Below are 24102 nucleotides of genomic sequence, written 5' to 3'. Positions count from 1 at the left end.
TTAATGAACAACGTTTAAACACCAATAGGCTAAGTAATGACAGAAACCCAATCCTTTAAAAGCTTTAAACGCTTTTACCCTTATTACTTAAAAGAGCATCGTAATCAAACCTGCCGTAGATTGCATTTTATAGGCAGTAGTTTAGTACTGTTACTGGCAGGCTATGCGTTTTTTAGCTCACAACTTATGTTGTTATGGTTATTACCAGTGATTGGTTATGGCTTTGCGTGGGTTGGGCATTTCTTTTTTGAAAAAAACCGCCCTGCTACATTTAAGCACCCGTTATATAGTTTATGGGGCGATTGGGTAATGTTTAAAGATATGCTCACAGGTAAAATTAAATGGTAAATGGCGACTTACGCTACAGGCTACTCAAATAGTCCACCTGCCGCTGTAAATAAATTGTAGATTGAATGTAATTCAATTGACCTTGGTTGTAAAAATGGTCTACCTTGACAACAGAAATTTCAATTAGTTCATTAATAATTGAATTACCTGTAGAGCATTGAATGAGGGAAACTAATCATGCAACTAAAACAGCTATTTACAGCAAAAAAAACCATTACACTCAGTGTTGCCGCTGCACTACTTGGCTCGTGGTCGGTAAATGCCGCACAGCAAGAAACACAAGCAGAAGAAAATATTGAACAAATTAGTGTAATTGGCTCTCGCCGACTCGGCCGCACAGTTGAAGACAGCCCAGTTCCGATTGATATCATTAGCGGTGATGCCCTAAAAAGTTCAGGGCAAACTGAAACCAATGCACTACTGAGCACTTTATTACCAAGCTTTAATTTCCCTCAGCCATCAATCACCGATGGCAGCGACCATGTGCGCCCCGCTCAACTGCGTGGCTTAGCACCTGATCACACCTTAGTGCTCGTAAATGGTAAACGTCGCCATAGTAATGCACTGCTTAATTTAAATGGTTCAACCGGTCGTGGGTCATCATCGGTTGATTTAAACGCTATTCCAGCCAATGCCATTGAGCGAATAGAAGTATTGCGCGATGGTGCCGCTGCGCAATATGGCTCAGACGCCATTGCCGGTGTGATTAATATTGTCCTTAAAAGTAATAGCAGTGGCGGCAGCCTAGGTGCTGTATATGGAGCAAACATCACCGAAATGCAGGGTGTGCCTCAACTAGAATCCGTTTCTGAAGATGCCAATGGCAACTTAGCCTTTAATGAAGGCAGCGACCGTTCGCTGACCGACGGCCAAACTTTAACCCTGCAAGGTAATATGGGGTTTGAATTGGGCGATAACGGCTTTTTAAGTATTTCTACTGAATATCGCGACCGTAGCTCAACGAATCGCTCTGATTATGACCAGCGCGAAAATTACGCCCGCCTACCTGATGGCTCTCTTGATCCGCGTGAGTTCACATGGGATCGTTACAATCATAACTTTGGTAATGGCACCGTTGAAGACTTCGCGCTGTTTTATAATGCTGGTTATCAATTAACTAACGATGCCGAGCTCTACTCGTTTGGCTCTTACAGCAAGCGTGAAGGCGAAGGCGGAGGTTTTTATCGTCGCGCACAAGACAGCCGTAACGTAACAGAAATTTATCCTGATGGCTTTTTACCGGTGATCACCTCAGATATTGACGATTTTTCGTTAGCACTCGGCGTAAAAGGTTTTGCTAATGAATGGAATTACGACGCTTCTGCTGTATACGGCCAAGATGCCTTTAACTTTGGTGTTATTGATAGCTTAAACACCTCATATGGACCTAGCAGTCAAACCAGTTTTGATGCCGGTACACTTACCTACGATCAGCTGACTATTAATCTTGATTTTAGCCGCGAGATTGATGCAGACTTTTTAGCTAGCGGAATCAACGTCGCAGTGGGCGCTGAGTATCGTCGTGAAGGCTACGAAATTCAGGCAGGCGAAGAAGCCTCATACGCACAAGGCACTTTTGGCCCTGGTGGCGCAGTAACCGACCCAGTTAATGGCCCATTTGGCTCTGCAGGTTCGCAAGTATTCCCAGGTTTCACACCTGAGTCTGCGGGTGATAACAGCCGCCATAATGTTAGCCTTTACATTGATTTAGAAGCCTTTATTACAGATAACTGGAACGTTGCCGTCGCTGCGCGTTACGAAGACTACTCTGATTTTGGCGATACGCTTAATGGTAAAATTGCCACCCGTTATACGCTAACAGAAGATTTAGCATTACGCGGCTCTGTATCAACCGGCTTTAGAGCGCCCTCTCTGCAACAGCAATATTTTACTTCAGTAGCCACCGTGTTTGTTGATGGTATTCCAACACAAACAGGGACGTTTGCCCCAAGTAGTGATGTAGCCGTTGCATTGGGATCACCGGGCTTAGATGCAGAAGAAGCCACCAACTACGGGGTAGGTTTTACCTGGTCAACCGACTTTAATTTCAGCTTATCTGTGGATTATTACCAAATATTAATTGATGACCGTATTGTGTTATCAAATAACCTGTCGGGTGCAGGTGTAGCAAGCTTACTTGAGGGCACTGGAGCTAACCAAGGGCGGTTTTTCTTAAACGCGATTGATAGCAAAACCCGTGGCGTTGATGTGGTTGCCTCTTACAACCTAATGACCGATAACTACGGTGATGTAGCGTTTAATTTAGGCTATAACTACGGCAAAAACGAAGTGACTAATATTATTGCCCCACCCGCTGAGCTACAAAGCGTAGGTGTTGAACAAGATAATTTGTTCTCGGGTAATGAACTGCGTCGTTTTGAAGTAAGTACCCCGCGTAATAAACACAACCTAAGCGCTACATGGACACTAAACGAATGGCGTACCACACTTCGCAGCACTCGCTATGGTGAAACACAAGACCCATCAGAAATTCCAGAGCGTAACGAAGTGCTCAAGCCAAAGTGGATCACCGACTTAGATGTTGCCTATGCACTTAATAACAACATTACTCTGAGCTTAGGCGCGAATAATGTGTTTGATGTATACCCAGATCCAACGCGTGATTTAGTGAGCGATGTAACCACTTTCTCTCGTTTGTTCTCTTACTCGGGCTTTTCGCCATTTGGTTTTAATGGCCGCTATGTTTACGGCAAAGTTGAAATGAAATTTTAAGCTGCAGCTAAAAACAAAAAGCCACACTATTTAGTGTGGCTTTTTAATGAATTTGAACCCGATTAGATTTTAGTTAACCAACCGTGTGTATCTTCACTTTTACCCCATTGAATATCGTTCAATGCTTGACGTAAACGTGCTGTTGTTGGTCCTGGTTCACCATTACCCACTTTGTATTCTTTATCGTTATGGATAAACGTACCTACTGGTGTTAATACTGCTGCAGTGCCTGAAAGTGCTGCCTCTGTACCTGGTTTTGCTGCACGCTCTAAAAGCTCAGTTACGGTAAAGTTACGCTCGCTTACCGTCATTCCTAAATCTTTCGCAATGGTTAAAATACTATTACGAGTAACACCATGTAAAAAGGTGCTGTCGAGTGCTTTAGTAATGATTTCGTTGCCATCAATTAATATGAAGTTGGCCGCACCGGTTTCTTGTACATCGCCGCCTGGGCAAAATAAAATTTGATCCGCTTTATATTTAGTGCGCGCTGCTGATATTGGGCCAAGCGCGCTAGCATAGTTACCACCGCTTTTAATCATACCCATATGCGGGGCACAGCGCATGCCGTCTTCTTCTAATAAAACACGTAACGCGGTAGCACCACCTGAAAAGTAGTCACCCACTGGCGATAATAACGTATAAAGCAATGAGCTCATTGAAGGTGCAGCCGCTTTGCCAATGGCAGCTTCAGTACCAATGTGGGTTGGGCGAATATACATAGAACCAGGAGGAAGCGGCGTTTCATCGGCGTATTCACGAACAATATCGATGATCATTGTTTTTAGCATCTCGCCATCAACCGCTGGTAAACTTAATAATTCAGAACTTTGCTGCATACGCGCAATATTTGCATCCATTCTAAAAATATTTACCGAACCATCTTCATGGCGAAAGGCTTTTAAACCTTCAAAACATGTACTTGAATAATGAAGAACGTGTGCACCTGCATGCAACTCAAGCTTATCGCAAGGAACAATTGAGCTTTCGCCCCATTGATTGTCAGAAAACTTAGCTTGAATCATCTGCGGCATAAACACAGTACCAAATGCGGCCATTTTTATTCTCTCTTGTGTGGTCTATTTTTCTCCATTGTATGACAACCCGCTACTATTTAACCATAGCAAAACAGGCTGTTTTTAAATTAATTAGACGAATTTTTTGCATGTACTGATGATTATTTAATCAAAAAAGCTCTTGCTAACTCTTTAATGCAATAATCAGCTAACAATTTAAGGTTAGCTGATTATTTAATGCATACATTATAGTAGCGGCTATTTTATTAACCTCTATTTAAATGAATAACGAAATATACGTTTTAACACCGAGGTATATTGGTGAAAAAAACCGCCGGTGTTGTATGCAATGCCCTGCTTTTGTAAAGCAGCTTGCACTTGTGGTGCTATTTCTTGGTAGCGTGACGATGGCAAGTCTGGAAATAAATGGTGTTCAATTTGAAAACTTAAATGCCCCGTTAAAATATGAAACCAACGCGCCCCTTTAATGTTTGACGACCCAAGCGCTTGGCGATAATACCACTGACCTTGGCTTTCGTTTTCACAATCTTGCTCGTAAAAGGTATGCGTTTGCTCGGTAAAATGGCCACAAAAAATAATGGTTGATGTCCATAAATTACGAATTAGGTTCGCCAATAAGTTACCGCTTAGCACCCATAAAAACAGAGGCCCCGCTAAAAGTGGAAACAGTACATAGTCTTTAATTAATTGGCGCGCCCCTTTACTAAAAAAGCGTTTTTTTAACGTACTATGCGCTACAGCCCCTTTGCGGTTTGGCTTCTTTTTACCTATAAACACACGCTCACCCGCCAGCTCATGGTACGACACGCCCCACTGAAATAGCACACTTAAATTTAAATAGGTAATAAACTGCCAAGTATTTTTTAAACGCCATTTAAAGTCATTACTTAATCTTAATAAGCCATAACCAAAATCGCGGTCTTTGCCAATAATATTAGTGTAAGTATGGTGCTCAAAATTGTGTACTCGGTTCCAACTTTGGCCGTCGCAGGCTATATCCCACTCGTATGTTTTTGAATTAAGCTGTTTGTCGTTCATCCAATCGTATTGACCATGCATTACATTGTGGCCAATTTCCATGTTGTCGAGAATTTTAGCCAAAGCCAGTAACAACACACCCGCCACCCACAATAAAGGCTGTACAAAACCAAGCATTAATAAAATGCGCCCACCTATTTCGCACAGTCGCTGCTTGCGGACAATAGAACGTATATAATTAGCATCCTTTTGCCCTACTTTGGCAAGCGTCGACATTTTTATGCCATCTAAATCTTCGGCTAATTGTTGATAATTTATGGTTGTCATAGCTGTAACTCCAAATCACTGACCGCTTGGCTAACACACAGTTGAATTAACTGCTCGCCGTTATCTGATAACTCACCGGTTTTTAAATTGCGCACCACGCCCGTTTTTTTAATGCACTGGCATTGATGACAAATACCAATCCCACACCCTCGCTGCACAGGTAGTTTTTTTGCCTCAAACTGAGTTAACAACACCTCATTCGCTGCTACGTCGTGGTGATCATTATTAATTTTTACAGTAAATTGACTGTCATCATTTAAGCTTGGCAATGCAAGGCTAAAGGCTTCTTGGTAATAGGTTAAATGATGCTGGTTTGCAAAATGTGCAATTTTTTGCATAAACGCTGCTGGCCCACAGCAGTAAATATCAGGATTGTCATCGATGTTTATATGCGTAGTTAATTGCGGGCTCATATCGCGAGTGAGTAACAAGTAAGAAAAATGCGCATAACGCTCTGCTAATGCGGCAAGTTCTTCAACGCATTGGTGCTCATTAGCTTTTGCAAAATACAGTAATTTGATGGTGTGCTGAGTATTTGCTAATTGCTGGCTAAGCATTGCCAGCATAGGTGTAATACCCGAGCCACCAGCAACAAAGGTGCTGGCTTTATGCCAGCTTTTAAATACAAAGTCGCCACTTGGCGCCGAAATATTACACCACGACTGCGCTTTTAATGCGTTTTGCAACTGAGCAGTAAAACGTCCTTGCTCATTGGTTTTAATTAAAACTCGCAGCAATCCGGTTGTTTTGTATTGCGCGGGGCTGCAAGCAAGCGTAAATACACGGGTAAGCAAACGCCCGTTGAGCTCAAGCGTTAAACTAATATGCTGGCCCGCAATATGGGCGCGCCACTGTTTATTGGGTTTAAGCGTTACACTTAAAAACTGACCACTCAACGCGTGTACATCAACAATTTGCGCACGAAAAAAGCCAGCTCGCCATGCAGGTTTAACGACCTGTATTAAGGGCTCTATGTAAGCGGCAAAGCTTTGATGGTGTAAAAACCATTTTGAAAATTGGTCTAATACCGAAGTTAACATGGTTATTAATTCTCTACTTAAATCGACTACCCATCACTTTGTGTTAAGCGAATTCACGCAAACACATGTGCTGGGCTTTAAATATTTGAGCCTACACGTGTAAGCTCAACTTTCAGCGCACAAGTGTACGCTCGAATTTTTAAATTTCAACCCTAATAGAGTAATTATTCAATTTTTTTAAAGCGGTCTTTAATTCCTATACCCGTAAAGTTAGTTAAACACCTGAGGGACATAAACAAGCTCATTAAGCTAAAAACCAACATTAAAGCGGTTAAATAGCGTGCAATTTCATTCATCCCAAATACTTAACACTGTGATTAATAGCGTGCTAAGGTAGTTAAAATTTAGTTAATTTTGGAAGCCATTATGAACAAAGTAACAACGCGTAAAAAATTTTCTACACTCGCCACAGCCAGTTTTGCATTGGCATTTTCGGCGCTTACCAGCCTTAGTGCTCATGCAGTTGATTTTAAAGAACTGGATAAATTAGCGCTTAATGTAAAACCGGTCACTGTTGCCCAAGGGGTTTCTATTCCCTGGGCTATTGAGGCTCTACCAAACGGTGATTTATTAATAACCGAGCGCAGTGGCACCTTATATTTATTGCGTAAAAATACCACCAGCTTAACTAAAATTTCTGGGCTACCTAAAATTGATGCCAACGGCCAAGGCGGCCTACTTGATTTAGAGCTGCATCCTGATTTTGCTAATAATCAATGGCTGTATATCACTTACTCAAGCAGTGAAGGTGACGGTGCTGGCAGTAACACCGCACTTATGCGCGCAAAATTAAGTAACGATCACAGCCAATTACGCGAGCCACAACAATTATACAAAGGCGAGCATAACTCTAAAAAAGGCCAGCACTACGGCAGCCGCATTGTGTTTGATAACCAAAACTATGTGTATTTTTCGATTGGCGATCGCGGCTCGCGAGATATTAACCCACAAGATTTAAGCCGCGATGGTGGTAAAATTTATCGTTTACACGACGATGGTAAAATTCCAACCGACAACCCATTTGTAAACCAAAAAGACGCAAAATCAGCGATTTGGTCCTACGGGCATCGTAATCCACAAGGGATGTGGTTCGATGGTGAAAATAATGTATTTTGGGCACACGAACACGGCCCCCGTGGCGGCGATGAGCTTAATATGATTAAACCTAAAACTAACTACGGCTGGCCAGTGGTAAGCTATGGTATTAACTACAGTGGCACCTCGTTTACCGATTTAACCGAAAAATCAGGCATGCAAGCGCCCACATTACAATGGACACCCTCTATTGCTCCTTCAGACATGCTGCTCGTAAAAGGTGACAAATATCCTGAGCTTAAAGGAAAATTTTTACTCGCTTCAATGAAATACGCGTTTATTAGCGTACTTGAAATAGCAGATGGCAATGTCGTTAAACAAAGTAAATTACTGGAAGGCATTGGTCGTATTCGCAGTCTAGCACAAAGTGATGATGGCACTATTTACTTAGGATTGGACGGCCAAGGCATTATGCGCCTTGACCCACAATAATCTTTTAATACGCTAATTACAGTAACAGCAAACTTTTTGCGTCTTCACTGCGTATTGTTACTGTAACTAGCTAATAAACAACGAGGGTGTTGATGTTTTCATTTTTAAAGCCAGATCCAATCAAAAAATTACGTAAAGAATACGACGCAAAATTAGAACAAGGCATGCAAGCGCAAAGAAAAGGCGATATAAAAAGCTACGCTATGTTAACCGACGAGGCTGAAAAAATTTGGAATGAAATAGAAGCACTCGAAGCCAAAAAAGCCCAGTAAACATTTAATCAAATGAGTTTAAACCTATCCCCCGCATTAACAGTGCGGGGTTTGCATTTCCCCCATCACGTTATTACAGCCCTATTGGTGCGACACTCAAAAGCCATTTTATTTCTCGCATAATCAGTTGTTTACATTAAAGTTAATTAGTGGAATTATTAACCTAATACGACAAGGACTTTATGAATTGTTTGAAATAGCAAACCATTTAAGCGCTAATGGTTATGTGGATACGAGAAAAGCATTTTTAGTGGGGTGTGTAATCAAGCCATAAAGCGTCAACAATTTACTGGCAAGAATACAATATAACGAACAAATTATATAAACCAAGGAATACAGATGTACACAGGTAGTTGTTTATGTGGCTCAATCAATTTTTCAATTAATGGTAAAGTTACTGATATTATTCATTGTCATTGTTCGCTTTGCCGTAAGGCCAGTGGCAGTGCCTTTGCTACCAATGGGTTTATTAATGCCAGCGAGTTGACGTTAACTGACAAAAACGGAACCCTCACCTTTTACCAAAGCAGTGAAGGCAAACGTAAGTACTTTTGTAAAACCTGCGGCGCACCAATTTATAGTGCTAATGCGCAATCGCCAAAAAGGTATCGCCTGCGTTTAGGCGCATTAAATTCCGATATAGTTGAAAGGCCAATATCGCATAATTTCATCACCTCAAAAGCTAATTGGGAAGATTTAGATGCTCAACTTCCTCGTTATGAGGGACATGAGCCAGGGCGAAAGTAAATCGCCATAAATTTATCTATTTTTTTGTAGTGGGAGTTTACATGAAACTGAATCAAGTAACTTTGCCAGTCAAAGATATGAATGAAGCGGTGAGTTTTTATCGCTCACTTGGCTTTACCCAAATTGTTGACACACCGCATTATGCACGTTTTAGTTGCCCTGAAGGTGACTCTACATTTTCATTGTCTCTAGAGAGTGAATTTTTTGAAAATCATTCTGTAATTTATTTTGAAAACGATGACATTGAGCAATTGTGCCAACAGTTGATCAAAAAGGGGATCGTATTCGAACAGCAACCCACAGAGCAAAGGTATCTATGGAAAGAAGCGATTTTAAGAGACCCTTCAGGCAATAAAATTAAACTCTACAAAGCTGGAGAAAATCGATTAAACCCACCTTGGAAAGTAGAAAATAGCTATTAACTTTACACGAATCAGCATTGCGCTCAGGGGCTCAATGCTGGTGTTTAAGTACTGTACTTAGTTATTTATATTCTACCTTAGCGGTTAATCGATTAAATAAACTAGGGAAAAACCGTTTTATAAACGGTGCCCAACCGCTTAACCCTTGGCCTATTACAACTTCGTCTTTTTTATTATAGATTGCGGTGAGCATTTTCGATGCGGCTACATTTACATTCATACCATTTTCTATTGAAGGCTCAGGTTTGTTTTGTGCCTCTCCTTGCCCGTTCAATGAATTATGGGCAATCGCTGTTTTAATTGAGCCAGGGCAAATAGTTAAGCAATGTATATTGTGCTGCGCGACTTCGGCGCGTAAGCAATCCATAAAGCCTACTACAGCGTATTTACTGCCTGAATAACCTGTTCTAAACTTAGAGCCCACTTTGCCTGCCACGCTACTAATAGCCACTACAGAACCACTTTTTCGCGCCACCATTGAAGGTAGCACTGCTTTAGTGAGGGCAATTAAACCAAAGTAATTTACTTCCATGAGTTGGCGGTACACTTTAAAGTCATTTTCTAAAAATAAACTACGCTGTGATACGCCACCATTATTTATTAAAATATCAATTGGGCCTAAGCTATCTATTTGCGCTAATACATCCTGCAGTACAGTTTCGGGCTTTGATAAATCAAGGGGTATTACCCGATGCCCTTGCCCTTTTAACTCGTCTTTTACTTGGTTGAGTTTATCGATATTTCGCGCTGATAAAATAACCTTCGCACCTTGCTCTGCAAATTGTTTTGCAAGCTCTTCACCAATACCTGATGATGCACCGGTGATCCATACTGTTTTATTATTATAATCCATGGTTTACCTTATAGTCTTTGACTGATTATGCTTTAGTTGGGCCCGCTATTTCATTAACTTGCTGTTCTAAATTTTTATAAAAGCCCATTAAAAATAACAGCTCTGCGGTGACATACAAAGGGCCAATAATTAAACCCACTAAATCATCAACAAAGGCGGGCTTTTTGCCTTCAAAATAATGACCAATAAACTGTAACACCCAGCCAAATACAAACACACCCACACCAATCGTCAGCCAAGATGTAAAGGGCATTGCGGCGATAGGCTGCGCTGCCACTAACAATAAAGTAAAAATGATGCCCATGATTAAACCTAGCGAAAAGCTCAGCATAAAATAGTAAACCACACTGGCAAGGACAAAAAGCTGCGCCCCATCGACATTAAAACTCCCTAGAGGAATTTCAACACGCGCTAGTAAGCACAATGCCGCAAATACAATCAGTGGAATACCAAAAAAGTGAGTTAATACGTTACGCTTTGAACGATGATACAAGCCATACTGGCCAAGTTGTTGTTGTAGAGTTTTCATCGGTTGATCCCGTTGTTATTTTTATAAGCAAAGTTCACCTTATAAAAAAGTGCGCACAATAACAACAAATACCGATGGTTATAAATTAAAAGGCTAACTAATGGCTCTATAATTGGGTATTGATGTAAACTATTTAAAATAAATGTTTAACTGTTGGCCTTTGTAATATAAGGAAATCATCATGTTATTAAAAGCCCTAGCCATAGGCTTATTACTTGCTTTAGGCGAGATAATTAATGGCAACATTCGGGTGCGAGTTCTGCATCGATTATATGGGCAACGACGCGCTAAAACACTTAGTTTACTCTCAGGCATCGCCATTATTTTTGCTATAGCTTGGTTAGCCCTGCCATGGGTTGCCCCTACAAATTACCTAGATTGTTTTAAATTAGGCTTAATGTGGCTAATAATAATGCTTAGTTTAGATATTTTTGTTGGCCGGTATTTATTTAAATATAAGTGGCACAGAATTCTTGATGATTTTAATCTCTGTAAAGGCAATTTGCTTAGTGTAGGCATGTTGTTACTTTTTATAAGCCCAAGCTTGGTTTTTTGGTTGCAGATGAAAGTTATGGTTTAGATCACTGCTCTAAAAGCGCAGCGCCTCTTTGCTCTCTTTGTGCATAATTTACTCTACCCTATTTGAACACAGAGAAGCGAATGAGAAGTAAATGAGCAGGAAAAACGCACTTATTTCAGCCACTTACTCTAAAATCGCAGCGTCTCTTCGCCCTCTTTGTAAATTGATCATAAAAAACAGTATGAGCTGAGAGAATTGAATGAGAAGAAAATGAGAAGCCATAAAAAATATGCTTTAGATCACTGCTCTAAAAGCGCAGCGTCTCTTTGCCCTCTTTGTGCATAATTCACTTAAAATCTATTTAAAGTCAGGAGTAAATGAGCTTGCAACGTGTCGTTATCTAAGCTAACGCGGTTACAAGCTTGCCTTTTTCATGCGTAGGTTGCATGGCCATTCGATCAGTGCCTTTTTCGTATTCTTGCTCCAGCATTTTTTGTAACTCTGCAAGCTGCTCTTTAATGGTGTCTATATCAGCACCTTGCTCTTGAAGTTTTTCTGCCAATGCTTCGATTGCTGCTTTTAACTCAGCAATTTTTTCTTTATCAACTCCTAATCGTTGATAGATAAGCGCCTCTTGCGCATTTTCTAAAAAGCTTTTGTCTTGTGGCTTAGCGCTTGCGATTTGCGTTTGTTCGCTATCGCTGGTTTTAGCTGTTGCCGCAGGGCCAGAAGTTGCCGCTACTTCGTCAGCTTTTGCCGGTTTATTTATTGTACTAACATAAGTACTATATTGATTTTTAAAGGTTATTGATGTCATCAGCTCAAATCCATTTTTGCGTTAAAATATCTATCTTTAACTATTTTCACTTAGATACTTGTATGTGAATAACTACAGCAACTTTAATACCAACTTATATTTTTTCGCTTCGCTTTAACTCTTTATTTTAAATTAAGCCCATTTAGCTCATGACGCACCCATTGCTTATCGAGATATTGCTCTAAATTCAGCTGGGCAAATTTTAAAAAGCTGAGCGCAGCATGAGAAATATGCCTGTCTGTGCGCACTACAAAATACCAATGGCTGGCTAAGCAGGTGTCGGTTACATTGAGCACTTTAAAACTGTTATCGCCTTTTGGTAATACATGATGGGAAAGCACAGCAATCCCCATTCCCGAGGAAACAGCAACTCGTATGGCTTCGTTACTGGCCATTTGCACACTATCACTAAGGACTAAACCACGGCTTTGTAATTCGCTTTCAAAAAGCATACGCGTAGCAGAGCCTGGCTCTCTTAATAAAAATCGATATGGCATTAAATCAGCTAATGTTAATGCTTTTACATCGGCAAGCGGATGATCAAGCGGCACAATAAAAACTAAGGGGTTATGTAAAAAACGCGCAGCTTGGGCATGTTCAAGTGATGGTGGGTGGCTAAACACATAAATATCGTCTTCTCCACGCTCAAAACGCGCTAACACTGCAGAGCGGTTGCCAATTTCCAATGGCAGCTCTACATGGGGATGGGCATTACTGTAAGGCCCAAGTAACTTAGGCAAAATATATTGTGCAGTGTTTACCATGGCAATTTTACAGCGCCCGCGCTCCCCGCCTTTAAGCTCGGCTAAATAGTCTTGGTAATCATCAAAGTGCCCAAACACTTGCTCACAAGTTCTAAATAATTGTAAGCCAGCCTCGGTAACCTGTAATTTTTGCTGTTGCATAACAATTAAAGGCTCATTAACGGCTTCTTGTAAGCGCTTAATTTGCAAAGAAACGGTAGGCTGGGTTAAATGCAATTGCCGAGCTGTTTCGCTAATGGAGCCGGTTTTAACTACACTCATAAAGACTTCGAGTAGCCTAAATGATAGCTGCCTTGTGTTCATTATTCACCTCATAGATTTTTATCTATAAGATACTATCATTCATTTTATTATTTACTATACAAAGATAGGCTTACAATAGCGCCGCTTAACAAATTGAGTAACTAAAAACAAAAAGGAGAACAGTGTGCCTGATATCGTCGTAATGTTTTTTATTTTAGGATTAGTGGCGGGGATTTTACGTTCTGATTTAGCGATACCTAAAGCCACTTATGACACACTAAGTCTATTGTTAATGCTCACCATAGGGTTAAAAGGTGGCATGGTGCTGCATGGTAACTTAAGCTGGCAACTTCTTCCTGAAATGGCCTCGGTTATGTTACTCGGTGGCCTTATTCCCCTTACTCTTTACCCTATTTTAAAATATGTTGTTAGACTCAGTGTGGCCAATAGCGCCAGTATTGCTGCGCATTATGGCTCGGTAAGCGCAGGTACCTTTGCAGTTGCATTGGCTTATGCAGAGTCAGCTAAATTAGAGGTAGGTGCTGAGGTTACACTGTATTTAGTGATGCTCGAATTACCTGCCATTATTGTCGGTTTAATGCTGTATCGTAAACTCGACAAACAACATAGCCAAAGTAATACACTGTCGCTCAAAGCGCTTTGGCACGAAACACTCACTAACAAAAGCGTGATTTTATTGGTAGGCGGTGTGATCATCGGAATGATGTATGGCACACAGCAAGGCAGCCAAGTAACCAGTCTTTTAACCAGTAGTTTTAAAGTAGTACTGGCATTGTTTTTACTTGAAATGGGTTTAGTGGCTGCGCAAACTCTGCGCCCATTTCCTTGGCAGCATTGGAGACTCGCTGCATTTGCTATTATTACTCCGCTATTTTTAGGTACTATCGGCGTGGCTGTAGGCACACTATTAAAATTAGAATTAGGCTCGGTGGTGATACTCGGTAGTTTAGTGGCTAGTGCGTCTTATATTGCAGCCCCTGCGGCAATTAAAGCAGCCGTTCCCAAGGCTGATATTGGCCTAGCTATGCTCAGCTCTTTAGGGGTAACGTTTCCGTTTAATGTGATTGTTGGTATTGGTTTGTACCATAAGCTTGCGCTTGCCATGCACTAAAATAAACACCAATAAAAGCCCAACATGGGCTTTTATTTTTTAACTATACCCCGCCATTACTACGTTATCACCCTCTTTAAAAAATCAACAAATATAAAACAAAAACGCTAACTTATTTCTACAATCAGATTGCAATTAAGCGATTAGTTTACGTAAAAAAACATTTTAAAAATTATTTTGATTGAGCAATTAAAAAACACTTTACTTGGTATAAAAAGCAGCATAAATTCGCAGCCAAATTAACCTGCTTCAAATAATCGCGCCACTATCACACCTAAATCAGCAATTATTTAAACCCTTTTTATCGGAATAATCTAATGGTGGAACTTGCCGCTAATAGTAAATCAAATAATCCTTTAGCCCCTGTTATTGGTTTATCTTTTTTTGCTATTGCTTCGGGCTTTTTAATGAGCCTGATCCCGTTATCACTGATTGCTTTTAAGTTAAGTATTGATCTTGCGCCTTGGCTTGCCAGCGTCTTTTATTTTGGTTTACTTATTGGCGCGCTGTGTATTGAGCGTGTGGTAGTAAAAATTGGCCACCGTATGGCATTTATCGCATTTTTAATGTTGCTGATCATCAGTGTTATTGCACAGATCATTTCCCCTACAGCCACAATGTGGTTAATTGCTCGCTTTGTTGCTGGTATTGCTGTTGCGGGAGTATTTGTAGTGGTCGAGTCGTGGTTGTTAATGGCGAATACACCTAAGGCGCGAGCTAAACGCTTAGGTTTATATATGACCTCTTTATATGGTGGCAGCGCTGTGGGGCAATTAGCAATCACACCGCTTGGCACTGAAGGTGCCGTACCGTATTTATTTGTCGTGGCCCTTTTGGCGTTGGCTATTTTAGCTCCATTATTAATTACCACAGGCCAACCTAATGCTCAGCAATTACAAAAGCTGCCACTTAAAGAGTTAAAAACTCTCAGCCGCCCTGCTATTTTAGGCTGTTTAGTATCAGGATTATTACTAGGCCCTATTTACGGGTTATTACCTGTTTATATAGCCGCGCAAACTGATCAAGCCCAATATACCGGCTTACTTATGGCGGTGATTATTTTAGGTGGTATGCTGGTGCAACCTTTAGTGAGTTATTTATCAACCCGTATTATAAAAAGCTTACTTATGGCTATTTTTTGTTTTGTTGGTGCTGCCAGCGTAATGGGAATATTAAACGCACATAGCTTTGGCGGATTAGTTGTAAGTTACTTTGTATTAGGTGCGTGTAGTTTTGCACTTTATCCGATTGCAATTACTTTAGCGTGCGACTCCTTACCTATGGCAAAAATAGTGTCAGCAACTGAAATAATGCTGCTCAGCTACAGTGTCGGCTCTGTATTAGGCCCGTTGTTGGCAACGCATTTTTCTGATGCAAGCCATGGTGTGCTTATTTATTTAGGTGGTTGTTTAATTACCACCTGTATTTATATGCTCATAAAAAGTATGAAAAAAATACCCACAGGTAACACCCCTGTTGCAGGTTAATTAACGCAATAAACCGCTTAAGCTTATTCGTTTGCCACTAAGCGGTTTATACCTGCGCTACCACTTTACTAGCTATGTTTTTTAACTCTTTTAGCTCAATTTGATACTCGTTTATGAGCTCGTCAACAAAACAGCTGCGGTTGTTGTCATCACTTATGATAAACACCTTGTGTTTAGCACGAGTGAGCGCCACATAAAATAAGCGTCGCTCTTCGCTATGGGCATACAAATCTTTAGCGGGTAACAGAGCTTCTAACATTGCAGGCGATGGCTTAGTGCTCGGAAATCCAAATTGCCCGCCATGCATACCTAATATAACTACGTAATCGGCTTCTTTACCCTTTGAACCATGAAAGGTATCACACTCAATTTGTAATGAAGAAAAGGTGTGCTGCAAGGCGTTAATATCGGCTTTAGTAGGTAACTGAAAGCGATAGCGTGCCAGTAAATACACAACAGCGGGCTTATTTGTGTTGATAGCGCCAAGTACATGGGCAAGTGCCCCATTATTTAGCTCAGCTATTTTTGTATTTTTGCTTGAGACAACATTCGCTGTTTTTAATACGCTAATAGCGGACTTTGTCACTTGTGATAATGAGTTAATTTGCTTAGCTAACTGGGCAGGGTTTTTCATGATAAAACATGAAGCAACCTCACTAATTTTATTATTAAAACGAAACGTAACATCCAGTATGGTTTGTGTGGTAAAACCAAAATGTGCGGCAAATTCTGTGGTAAGGCGCATATCAGCACCACTAAAACGGTAAATAGCTTGCCAGTCATCGCCTACTACAAACAATGAGCTTCTAGGCTTACTATCGCGCAGCGCTTTAACCAACGCCGCACGCGTAGGCGATATATCTTGAAATTCATCAACCATGATATAACGCCAAGGTGATATAAACTTTCCTGTATTAACATAATCGAGGGCTTTGAGGATCATATCATCAAAGTCTATTTCACCTTGAGTATGTAAATAATGGTTATAGTTGGCTAATAATGGCTTTAATAATTTCCAAGCCTGCTGTATCTGCTTTGAATCGTTCTCAAGCGTTATATTTGCTATTTTATACACGCTAATTAATTGACTAAATAAAGTCGCTAATTTGGTTAAATAACCGCCAGCTTTTATCTCTTGTAGAAGCGCTATATTATTAGGCTTTGCAGTGCTTAATTCAAACCCACTTTTAACGTCATTAAGATTGTTATTTATATAGTTTACCAATGCTTTAGCATACTGTGGCTTAGCATTAGCAAGCGATTCAAAACACCCTTCAACCCATTTTATTTTAGCTTTTTCGTTTTCAGCAAGTTTAGATATTTTAGGCGTTTTTCTCTCAACCTCACTAATAATTGTTAAACCTAAGCTGTGAAAAGTGGCGGTTTTTATAGCCTGTGTATTCAGCTTAGCTTTAATACGTTCGTCCATTTCACTGGCAGCTTGCTTACCATAGGCGAGTAATAAAATATCATCGTAATTAGCTTGCTCACTGTTTACTAAATAGCCCGCTCGCGCCACCATTACACTGGTTTTACCTGTGCCGGCTCCGGCTAATACGAGGTTATTATCGTCATCGATAATGCATGCCCGTCTTTGATTTTCAGTAAGTGGGTTTGCTTCAACGTTATCGAAAAAACCAGCATAACGCTGCAACTGGGTCTGTGTGTATTTATGCTGTAAAAAGCGAGTTAATGAATCGCTCCACTGACTATATTGTTCGAGCAGTTTTATTTGCGTGCTAACAACTGCCAATGCCTCACTCTTTTTTATCCAAGGTAACCAGCGGTTGTATTGTTGTTTAACGCGCTGTTTTATATCTGCCACATAGGATTGACGCAAAAATTGATGATGTGCAAATTGGTTAATATTTTCTAGCAGCTCATTTAATGGTTCAATATTATTATTGACCCATAGCTGATCCGTCTTGGCTTTAAGTATTCGGTGACTGCCATAAGCCCTCATCCACACTCGATACTGCCCAGACTGTGTTGAAAAACGTAGTGTTTGTCCAAGCACCCCATATTCATAACAAATAGGCGAGGTTAAATCGCACCAATTCAGTGTATCTGTGTGCTTGTTGTTGTTAATGACTAAACCTTGTTGATTAATATCAACAGCGAGGTGTGGGGTAAACAGGCGGCCAAATACGCTGGGGAAAATAGAATTCATTAATAGCAGAATTCCTTTATAAAAATGAACCAATTAACGCTATTTTAAGGTAATACGCGCTGTAAGGATAATAAATCTGGCGGTAAAATTTTCAACGCGTTAAAGTAGAACAAAAAACAACCAACCAATTTATCCATTTCCTTGGCATAACTCCCTATTGTGACTAATATTTACTCTACATACAGTGATTTAACAAGGATTGAAACATGCGAATTAACTCAATTAGAACCAAAGTTATTTTACCTATTGCTTTTTTAGCACTGATCCTTGCAGGTTTACTTATTTCAATTGCATCAATTACTTACATACAAGACAACGCGATGAAAAGGCAAACCGAAACCTTTTTTGAAGCCGTTACCGTTATTTTAAATGCTGACAGAGACATATATCAAGCACGTATTGCACTTGAAAATCTACTCAGTGCCACAGGCGATAATGAGACCAATAAAGCAGAGTTTTTAGAAAACGCTGAACAAGTCAAAGACCGCTTCAACAAATACTTAACGTACTTAAAAGATGAACAAGCACTATTGTCAAAACATGACTCTTTTTCTCGTTTTGAGCCTTTATACAATCAATGGCTAGACCACAGTAAAACGTTAATGGATTCCAGTCACTCACAAAGTAAAATGCAAAGTGATTTGAATCAAACTGAATCTGAATTTTTACAAATACGAGAAATGATGGATCAAGCAGGTGAAGAGCTTCGCATCCATACCAATAAACAGCAGCAAGATAAAGTCGGCTCAGAATTATTAAGTCGCTATGTAGAAGCAATGGCCGAGGTGCTCAATGCAGATAGAGATATATACCAAGCTCGACTAGCAAAACAAAAAATTGTAAACCAACATGGCGAATTGGCACAAAACCAAAAACTATTTGAAGAAAATGCAGCTCAGGTTATTCGTCGCTTTAATAGTTACCGCAGCTACTTAATTGATGAGCCACAACTGACACAAAAATACGCTAATTTTGATCAACTTTATCAACAGTGGTACGAGAAAGGAAAAGCGTTAGTTTACTCAAGTTCGGCTAATCAAATAGCCTTAATTGATGATAATTTAGCGCAAGCAGATAAAAGCTTTAATGAATTGAGAGAAATACTTGATATAGCGGGCGAAGAAGCGCGATCCTATGCCCGAAAAGTAAAACATGAAGTGCAAGCTAGCATTCAACTTTTTGAAAAAATTGTGTTTGTTATCATTATTATTGCCTTTATTGTTGCTTTAGCTGTGGGTTATTACATCCCTAAAAAACTCACCGACAATATAAATAATATTACTCTACGAATCCAAGAAATTGCCGCTGGTGATGGTGATTTAACGCAAAGAATTAATACTACATCACATGACGAGCTCGGTGAGCTGAGTAATGAGTTTGATAACTTTTTAGCGCACCTGCAGCAAATAATAAAAAACATTCAGCAGCAATCCATTCAACTAGGTACTGTGACCGGCGATCTTAATAATGTCTCTGATACCGCGATGGACGTGACCCAGCAACTTGCTAATGCGTCTGACTCTATTGTAAGCGCTGGTCATGAAATGGATATGGCAAACCAGCAAATGGCTGAGCTGGCTAAAAATACCGCCCACGAAGCTGATATTTCTAGCGAGCAGGTACAGCAAGGAGTTCAAGCCATTGATGTATCGAGTAAAGCAATTGAAGATTTAATCAATGATATTCAATCGGCTTTATCAAATTCTATTGAATTAGAAAGCAGCTCAACCGATATTACGTCTGTACTTGAGGTCATTAGAAATATTGCCGAACAAACTAACTTATTAGCGTTAAATGCCGCGATTGAGGCTGCCAGAGCTGGCGAGCAAGGCCGAGGGTTTGCCGTTGTCGCTGATGAGGTTAGAACGTTGGCCACCCGCACACAACAAAGCACCGATGAAATAGATACAATGATCCAACGCTTAAATAACAATGTAAAAGCGTCATCAGATTCTATTAAAAACAGTCAAACAAATGCTAATGCCACACTCAGTAATTTTGATGCCGTTATTAGTATTTTTAGCAACCTAACTCACGCCTTTGAAAAAGTGCAGCAAATGTCGGCCGAAACCGCACAAGCAACACAAGAACAATCCCATGTAGCAAACGAGATTAATAAAAATTTGGTATCGTTAAAAGAACAGTCAGCACAAATGAAACAAATCTCTGAGCAAACAACATTGCAGTCAAAAAATGTATCAGCGCTTTACAAGCAAATGAAATCGCAAGTAGATAGCTTTAAGGTATAGTGCTGTATGTTTGTAAAACAATGGCGCAGTGTTTACTGCGCCATTAAGATAAACCCAACTAAGCCGAATAGCCTAGGCTAGTGTATCAATAATAATTATTTCACACTCTGTTGTTGCAGTTAGCGTGATAAAATCAGCATGAGTGACCTCAGCACCATCCCCTTTGTTCATGGTAATTACACTGCTTTTGTCATCTACAGTAAATACACCATCAGATGCAAGTACATAAGCTTGATGATCAATACGCTGAGTGATGGTGGTACCTTTTGCAAGCTTTCCACCATAAATACGTGCTTGTTGATTGATAAATAAGGTGTTACCCGCATCTTCTGCATAACCCGACACTAAAAGCGTAAGCTCGTTAGCTACGTCGGTCGGAAATTTTTTACTTTCCCAACGCGGCGGCACATCTTGTTTATTACTTTGAATCCAAATTTGATAAAAAGTAAGTGGCTCATTCGTACGGTTATACTCAGAATGCACAATGCCTGTGCCTGCACTCATTACCTGCACTTCACCTTGCTCGGTTATGCCTTTATTACCCATACTATCTTGATGAGTAATGGCACCACTGCGTATGAAACTAATAATTTCCATATTTTTGTGTGGATGCGCTCCAAATCCCATTTCAGGTGCAACCCAATCATCATTAACAACGCGTAATGTACCAAAGCCCATACGTGCCGGATTATAGTAATGTGCAAAACTAAAATGATGTTTAGATTTAAGCCAACCGTGATCGGCACTGCCTAAACTATTCTTTGGATAATGATTGATCATGGTCTTTCCTCAAAAAGAATAAACATTAATTAATTAATATGGACGTTCACGGTCGTGTGGAGCATCAAAATGATGCTTTGCACCCAGCGGTACTATTTGTGTTGGATTAATCGTTAAGTGGCTTACATAGTAATGCACCTTTGTGTACTCTAAATCGACTGTTTCTTTAACACCCGGTACTTGGTACAGCTCGTTAACGTAATTGCTAATATGGTGAAACTCGCTTAATTTTTGACGGTTACACTTAAAATGCCCGTGATACACCGCATCAAAGCGAATAAGGGTTGTAAATAAACGCCAATCAGCTTCTGTAATAACATCACCAACGAGATAGCGCTGCTTAGCTAAACGCGCTTCTAGCCAGTCTAAACTATCAAATAGTGCGGTGTAAGCCTCATTGTAAGCTTCTTGTGTAGTAGCAAAACCGGCTTTATATACGCCATTATTAATGGTGTTATAGACACGGTTATTCACGGCTTCGATTTCTTCACGAAGTGGCTCTGGATAATAGTCATCAGTATTGCCAGTGAGCTCATTAAACGCACTATTAAGCATACGAATGATCTCTATTGATTCATTATTTACAATAGTTTGCGTTTTTTTATCCCATAAAATCGGCACAGTAACCCGCCCTTCATAACTAGGATCGGCTTTTAAATACAATTGATAGGCGTAATCTAAGTTATAAAGTGGATCGCCCTGCTCGCCAAATTCCCAGCCGTTTTCCATCATGGGGGCTTCAACAATACTCATAGAAATAATATCTTCGAGCTGCTTTAATTTACGAAAAATAATCGTTCTGTGCGCCCATGGGCACGCCAGCGATACATATAAATGATAACGCCCCGCCTCAGGGGTAAATTTGCTTTGTGGCGCAGATGAAATAGTATCCCTAAAACGGCTGTCTTGACGTACAAATTTACCGTCGCTTTTTTCGGTGTCGTACCATTTATCGACCCATTCACCGTTAACAAGTAATCCCATGTCCGTCTCCTAAGTATGTAGAATGTGCCAACCTTACGCAGATTGGCAGCTTAAAGTTCAATCAGTTATATGATCAGCTTATTGGTTTAATCTGTTATGAATTTTTCCATCAAGGGATAGCTTTCCAGCTCCTTGAATAAATAAGGCCAAGGTAATTGCCAACAACGATAAACCAAACTCGTAACCGTTGTTGCTCATAAATAAGCCGTTATCTATATGTACGGTAAAAATAGCAACCACCATAGTGATAGCCAGTACAAAACTCGCAGGACGCACCAAAAAACCAACGATGAGTAGTAACCCACCAAAAAATTCAGCGCCACCCGCCATTAATGCCATTAAATAGCCCGGTGCTAAGCCAATCGACTCCATCCATTGCCCTGTGCCTTCCAAGCCATAGCCACCAAACCACGCAAACAGTTTTTGTGCCCCATGAGCACTAAACACTAATCCTGCAATAAGCCTTAATGGTAGTGTTGCAAAAGACTGTTCAGTTTTTGTGATGGCAGCTGTGATATTTTTAATCGTCATAATGTTTACCTGTATTGTTTCTGTTGATTATGCAGCTATTATATAAGTTGAATTAAAATTAAATAACTCCTATTATTTGCTTTATATGTTCAAATATTTTGAACAGTTAATATTTGGTATGATGATGAATACACCCCCTATTAGCATAGAAGCTTTACTGGTATTAGACGCCATTGAGCATCGTGGCAGTTATGCAGCCGCTGCAGAACAACTTAATAAAGTGCCATCAGCCCTGTCGTATATTGTTAATAAACTTGAAGAGCAATTAAATGTAACTTTATTTCAGCGCCAAGGTCGGCGAGCAGTTTTAACCCCCGCAGGTAAACATTTACTGAGCGAGGGGCGTAAAGTGCTCAATGCTATAAATAATTTATCGGAGCAAACACAAACCATAGCTAATGGCTGGGAGCCTAGAATACGGATTGCTTGTGACTCAATTATTGACGTAACTAATGTTTTTGCTGCTTTGCAACAATTTTTAATTGAACATAAAAGCATTGAAATTGATGTAAAAGAAGAGGTCATGAGCGGTACATGGGAGGCGTTAATAGAAGACAATGTTGACTTAGTGATTGGTGCACCCGCCCCCGTGCCTGCTCAAAAAGGGATCAGGGCAGTGAAAATAACGGATATTCAAAATGTACTTGTGGTTCACCCAACCCACCCTTTAGCAAAAGAGCAAAAACCCATCAAGCCTAGTGAGCTTGGTCAATACACCACAGTGATAGTTCATGACTCTGCAAAACAAAGTATTCCGTGGTCAGCTAATTTAATCGAAGGTAGTCAACGTTTTTATGTAAGCTCCGTAAAACAAAAAATTACCGCTATTTTATCGGGAATCGGGATTGGTTATTTACCAGTAAACCTTATTGCTGAACATATTAAAGCTAAAAAACTTCATGTTGTGGAGCTCATTGAACCACGTCCTATTCAAGACTTATACCTTGCATGGAAAATAACCAACAAAGGTAAAGGATTAAAAAAATTGACTCAACTTTTAATCGACAATAATTTACAGACATGAAATAAGCCAACTACATAAATGCAAAAGCCCATGCTAACTAAATTAGCATGGGCTTTTTTAATCACTAATAGATTTTATAGAGCAAGATCTTGCTTAGCACGTGTTAAATTGTGCGACACTAACTCGTTACCTGATATTTGCTGTGCTTCGTAAAAGTCAGATAACGCTGCGGTTTCGTTTTTAGCCATTAAACGGCCAACACCGCGGTTACTTAAAGCAAATGAGGTCAGCTCACGTACTTTAAAACGTGGGCCTGTACTTTGCTGTAATAATGTAATTGCTTTTGAACAAATTTCTTCAGCTTGGCTGTAGTTTTTTGATTTTACATTTAATGCGCAACTGTTAAATGCAACTTCGAATTCTTGTGGGGCTGTTGCAGCCTCTTCAATAACCATTAACTTGTAGTCACTTTGATCAGCCATTACAGCAGCTGAGCAAGTTAATAAAGAGCCAAGAGCGATGGTTTTGATAAGTGAGCGTTTCATGATTAGTTTCCTATTTGGTTAGTCGTGCTTGTTGCCGACAACTAAACTTTAGAGTGTTTACTTAATCTCGACAAACGATTAAAAACAAACCAATAAGTGAAAA

23 protein-coding genes are annotated in these 24102 nt (G+C 40.1%); 11 read left to right on the top strand and 12 right to left on the bottom strand.

The features are described 5' to 3' along the window. Positions 1 to 36 precede the first annotated feature (36 nt). On the top strand, positions 37 to 348 hold the full coding sequence (locus N523_RS0111665; protein WP_013465102.1) for a DUF962 domain-containing protein: 312 nt from the start codon (positions 37 to 39) through the stop codon (positions 346 to 348). A 177-nt stretch (positions 349 to 525) separates the two neighbouring features. Beyond that, positions 526 to 3081, top strand: a complete 2556-nt coding sequence (locus N523_RS0111660; protein WP_028835123.1) for a TonB-dependent receptor plug domain-containing protein — start codon at positions 526 to 528, stop codon at positions 3079 to 3081. Positions 3082 to 3143: 62 nt separating this feature from the next. Here N523_RS0111660 and N523_RS0111655 read toward each other — a convergent pair whose 3' ends face one another. From N523_RS0111655 to N523_RS0111645, 3 genes are all read right to left on the bottom strand, one after another. Continuing rightward, on the bottom strand, positions 3144 to 4145 hold the full coding sequence (locus tag N523_RS0111655; RefSeq protein WP_288369064.1) for a branched-chain amino acid aminotransferase: 1002 nt from the start codon (positions 4143 to 4145) through the stop codon (positions 3144 to 3146). Positions 4146 to 4370: 225 nt separating this feature from the next. Next, positions 4371 to 5423 (bottom strand): fatty acid desaturase family protein, encoded by a 1053-nt coding sequence (locus N523_RS0111650; RefSeq protein ID WP_024603114.1) that lies wholly within the window; start codon positions 5421 to 5423, stop codon positions 4371 to 4373. Then, positions 5420 to 6463: a flavin reductase family protein gene (locus N523_RS0111645; protein WP_028835122.1), complete on the bottom strand. Its 1044-nt coding sequence runs from the start codon at positions 6461 to 6463 to the stop codon at positions 5420 to 5422. Before N523_RS0111645 ends, N523_RS0111650 begins: the two co-directional genes overlap by 4 nt. Before the next feature lie 366 nt (positions 6464 to 6829). Between N523_RS0111645 and N523_RS0111635 the strand changes: the two genes are divergently transcribed. The 4 genes from N523_RS0111635 to N523_RS0111620 all read left to right on the top strand — a co-directional run bounded on the left by N523_RS0111635 (position 6830) and on the right by N523_RS0111620 (position 9431). After that, positions 6830 to 7990: a PQQ-dependent sugar dehydrogenase gene (locus N523_RS0111635; protein ID WP_028835121.1), complete on the top strand. Its 1161-nt coding sequence runs from the start codon at positions 6830 to 6832 to the stop codon at positions 7988 to 7990. 92 nt (positions 7991 to 8082) lie between these two features. Continuing rightward, the gene (locus tag N523_RS0111630; RefSeq protein WP_024603117.1) at positions 8083 to 8262 is read left to right on the top strand and encodes a DUF6435 family protein; all 180 of its coding nucleotides are present in this window, start codon (positions 8083 to 8085) and stop codon (positions 8260 to 8262) included. A gap of 339 nt (positions 8263 to 8601) precedes the next feature. Continuing rightward, positions 8602 to 9009 carry a GFA family protein gene (locus N523_RS0111625; RefSeq protein WP_028835120.1) on the top strand — a complete coding sequence of 136 codons (408 nt, stop codon included), beginning with the start codon at positions 8602 to 8604 and terminating at the stop codon, positions 9007 to 9009. A gap of 41 nt (positions 9010 to 9050) precedes the next feature. Next, positions 9051 to 9431, top strand: a complete 381-nt coding sequence (locus N523_RS0111620; RefSeq protein ID WP_028835119.1) for a VOC family protein — start codon at positions 9051 to 9053, stop codon at positions 9429 to 9431. A 61-nt stretch (positions 9432 to 9492) separates the two neighbouring features. Here the strand turns inward: N523_RS0111620 and N523_RS0111615 are convergent, their stop codons facing one another. Beyond that, positions 9493 to 10284, bottom strand: a complete 792-nt coding sequence (locus tag N523_RS0111615; RefSeq protein WP_028835118.1) for an SDR family oxidoreductase — start codon at positions 10282 to 10284, stop codon at positions 9493 to 9495. 25 nt (positions 10285 to 10309) lie between these two features. Next, positions 10310 to 10813 carry an Mpo1 family 2-hydroxy fatty acid dioxygenase gene (locus N523_RS0111610; protein WP_013465113.1) on the bottom strand — a complete coding sequence of 168 codons (504 nt, stop codon included), beginning with the start codon at positions 10811 to 10813 and terminating at the stop codon, positions 10310 to 10312. Between the two features lie 181 nt (positions 10814 to 10994). On the opposite strand from N523_RS0111610, the gene N523_RS0111605 reads away from it, so the two are divergent. Next, entirely contained in the window at positions 10995 to 11393 is a 399-nt protein-coding gene (locus N523_RS0111605) for a hypothetical protein (RefSeq protein ID WP_028835117.1), read from the top strand. Between the two features lie 340 nt (positions 11394 to 11733). On the opposite strand, the gene N523_RS0111600 is transcribed toward N523_RS0111605, so the two are convergent. Beyond that, a complete protein-coding gene (locus tag N523_RS0111600; RefSeq protein ID WP_013465115.1) occupies positions 11734 to 12150 on the bottom strand; it encodes a hypothetical protein in 417 nt (138 codons plus the stop codon). A gap of 122 nt (positions 12151 to 12272) precedes the next feature. Next, positions 12273 to 13217 carry a LysR family transcriptional regulator gene (locus tag N523_RS0111595; protein ID WP_028835116.1) on the bottom strand — a complete coding sequence of 315 codons (945 nt, stop codon included), beginning with the start codon at positions 13215 to 13217 and terminating at the stop codon, positions 12273 to 12275. A gap of 124 nt (positions 13218 to 13341) precedes the next feature. On the opposite strand from N523_RS0111595, the gene N523_RS0111590 reads away from it, so the two are divergent. Beyond that, positions 13342 to 14289, top strand: a complete 948-nt coding sequence (locus N523_RS0111590) for a sodium-dependent bicarbonate transport family permease (protein ID WP_024603122.1) — start codon at positions 13342 to 13344, stop codon at positions 14287 to 14289. Between the two features lie 317 nt (positions 14290 to 14606). Then, positions 14607 to 15776 carry an MFS transporter gene (locus N523_RS0111585; RefSeq protein ID WP_028835115.1) on the top strand — a complete coding sequence of 390 codons (1170 nt, stop codon included), beginning with the start codon at positions 14607 to 14609 and terminating at the stop codon, positions 15774 to 15776. A 46-nt stretch (positions 15777 to 15822) separates the two neighbouring features. Here the strand turns inward: N523_RS0111585 and helD are convergent, their stop codons facing one another. Continuing rightward, positions 15823 to 17946 (bottom strand): DNA helicase IV, encoded by a 2124-nt coding sequence (gene helD, locus N523_RS0111580; RefSeq protein ID WP_028835114.1) that lies wholly within the window; start codon positions 17944 to 17946, stop codon positions 15823 to 15825. Positions 17947 to 18152: 206 nt separating this feature from the next. On the opposite strand from helD, the gene N523_RS0111575 reads away from it, so the two are divergent. Continuing rightward, positions 18153 to 20195 (top strand): methyl-accepting chemotaxis protein, encoded by a 2043-nt coding sequence (locus N523_RS0111575; protein WP_028835113.1) that lies wholly within the window; start codon positions 18153 to 18155, stop codon positions 20193 to 20195. 72 nt (positions 20196 to 20267) lie between these two features. On the opposite strand, the gene N523_RS0111570 is transcribed toward N523_RS0111575, so the two are convergent. The 3 genes from N523_RS0111570 to N523_RS0111560 all read right to left on the bottom strand — a co-directional run bounded on the left by N523_RS0111570 (position 20268) and on the right by N523_RS0111560 (position 22490). Further along, the gene (locus N523_RS0111570; RefSeq protein WP_013465121.1) at positions 20268 to 20975 is read right to left on the bottom strand and encodes a pirin family protein; all 708 of its coding nucleotides are present in this window, start codon (positions 20973 to 20975) and stop codon (positions 20268 to 20270) included. 33 nt (positions 20976 to 21008) lie between these two features. After that, on the bottom strand, positions 21009 to 21959 hold the full coding sequence (locus N523_RS0111565) for a glutathione S-transferase family protein (RefSeq protein WP_024601612.1): 951 nt from the start codon (positions 21957 to 21959) through the stop codon (positions 21009 to 21011). 78 nt (positions 21960 to 22037) lie between these two features. Then, entirely contained in the window at positions 22038 to 22490 is a 453-nt protein-coding gene (locus N523_RS0111560; protein WP_028835112.1) for a DoxX family protein, read from the bottom strand. 124 nt (positions 22491 to 22614) lie between these two features. Between N523_RS0111560 and N523_RS0111555 the strand changes: the two genes are divergently transcribed. After that, positions 22615 to 23514, top strand: a complete 900-nt coding sequence (locus tag N523_RS0111555) for a LysR substrate-binding domain-containing protein (RefSeq protein WP_024601610.1) — start codon at positions 22615 to 22617, stop codon at positions 23512 to 23514. 74 nt (positions 23515 to 23588) lie between these two features. Here the strand turns inward: N523_RS0111555 and N523_RS0111550 are convergent, their stop codons facing one another. Continuing rightward, the gene (locus tag N523_RS0111550; RefSeq protein WP_013465125.1) at positions 23589 to 23999 is read right to left on the bottom strand and encodes a hypothetical protein; all 411 of its coding nucleotides are present in this window, start codon (positions 23997 to 23999) and stop codon (positions 23589 to 23591) included. Positions 24000 to 24102 lie beyond the last annotated feature (103 nt).

Source organism: Pseudoalteromonas sp. 23_GOM-1509m (assembly GCF_000518425.1).
Classification (GTDB): Bacteria; Pseudomonadota; Gammaproteobacteria; order Enterobacterales; family Alteromonadaceae; genus Pseudoalteromonas; species Pseudoalteromonas tetraodonis.
Note: the sequence above shows the minus strand (reverse complement) of the source record. Positions and strands in the feature narration are given on the sequence as shown.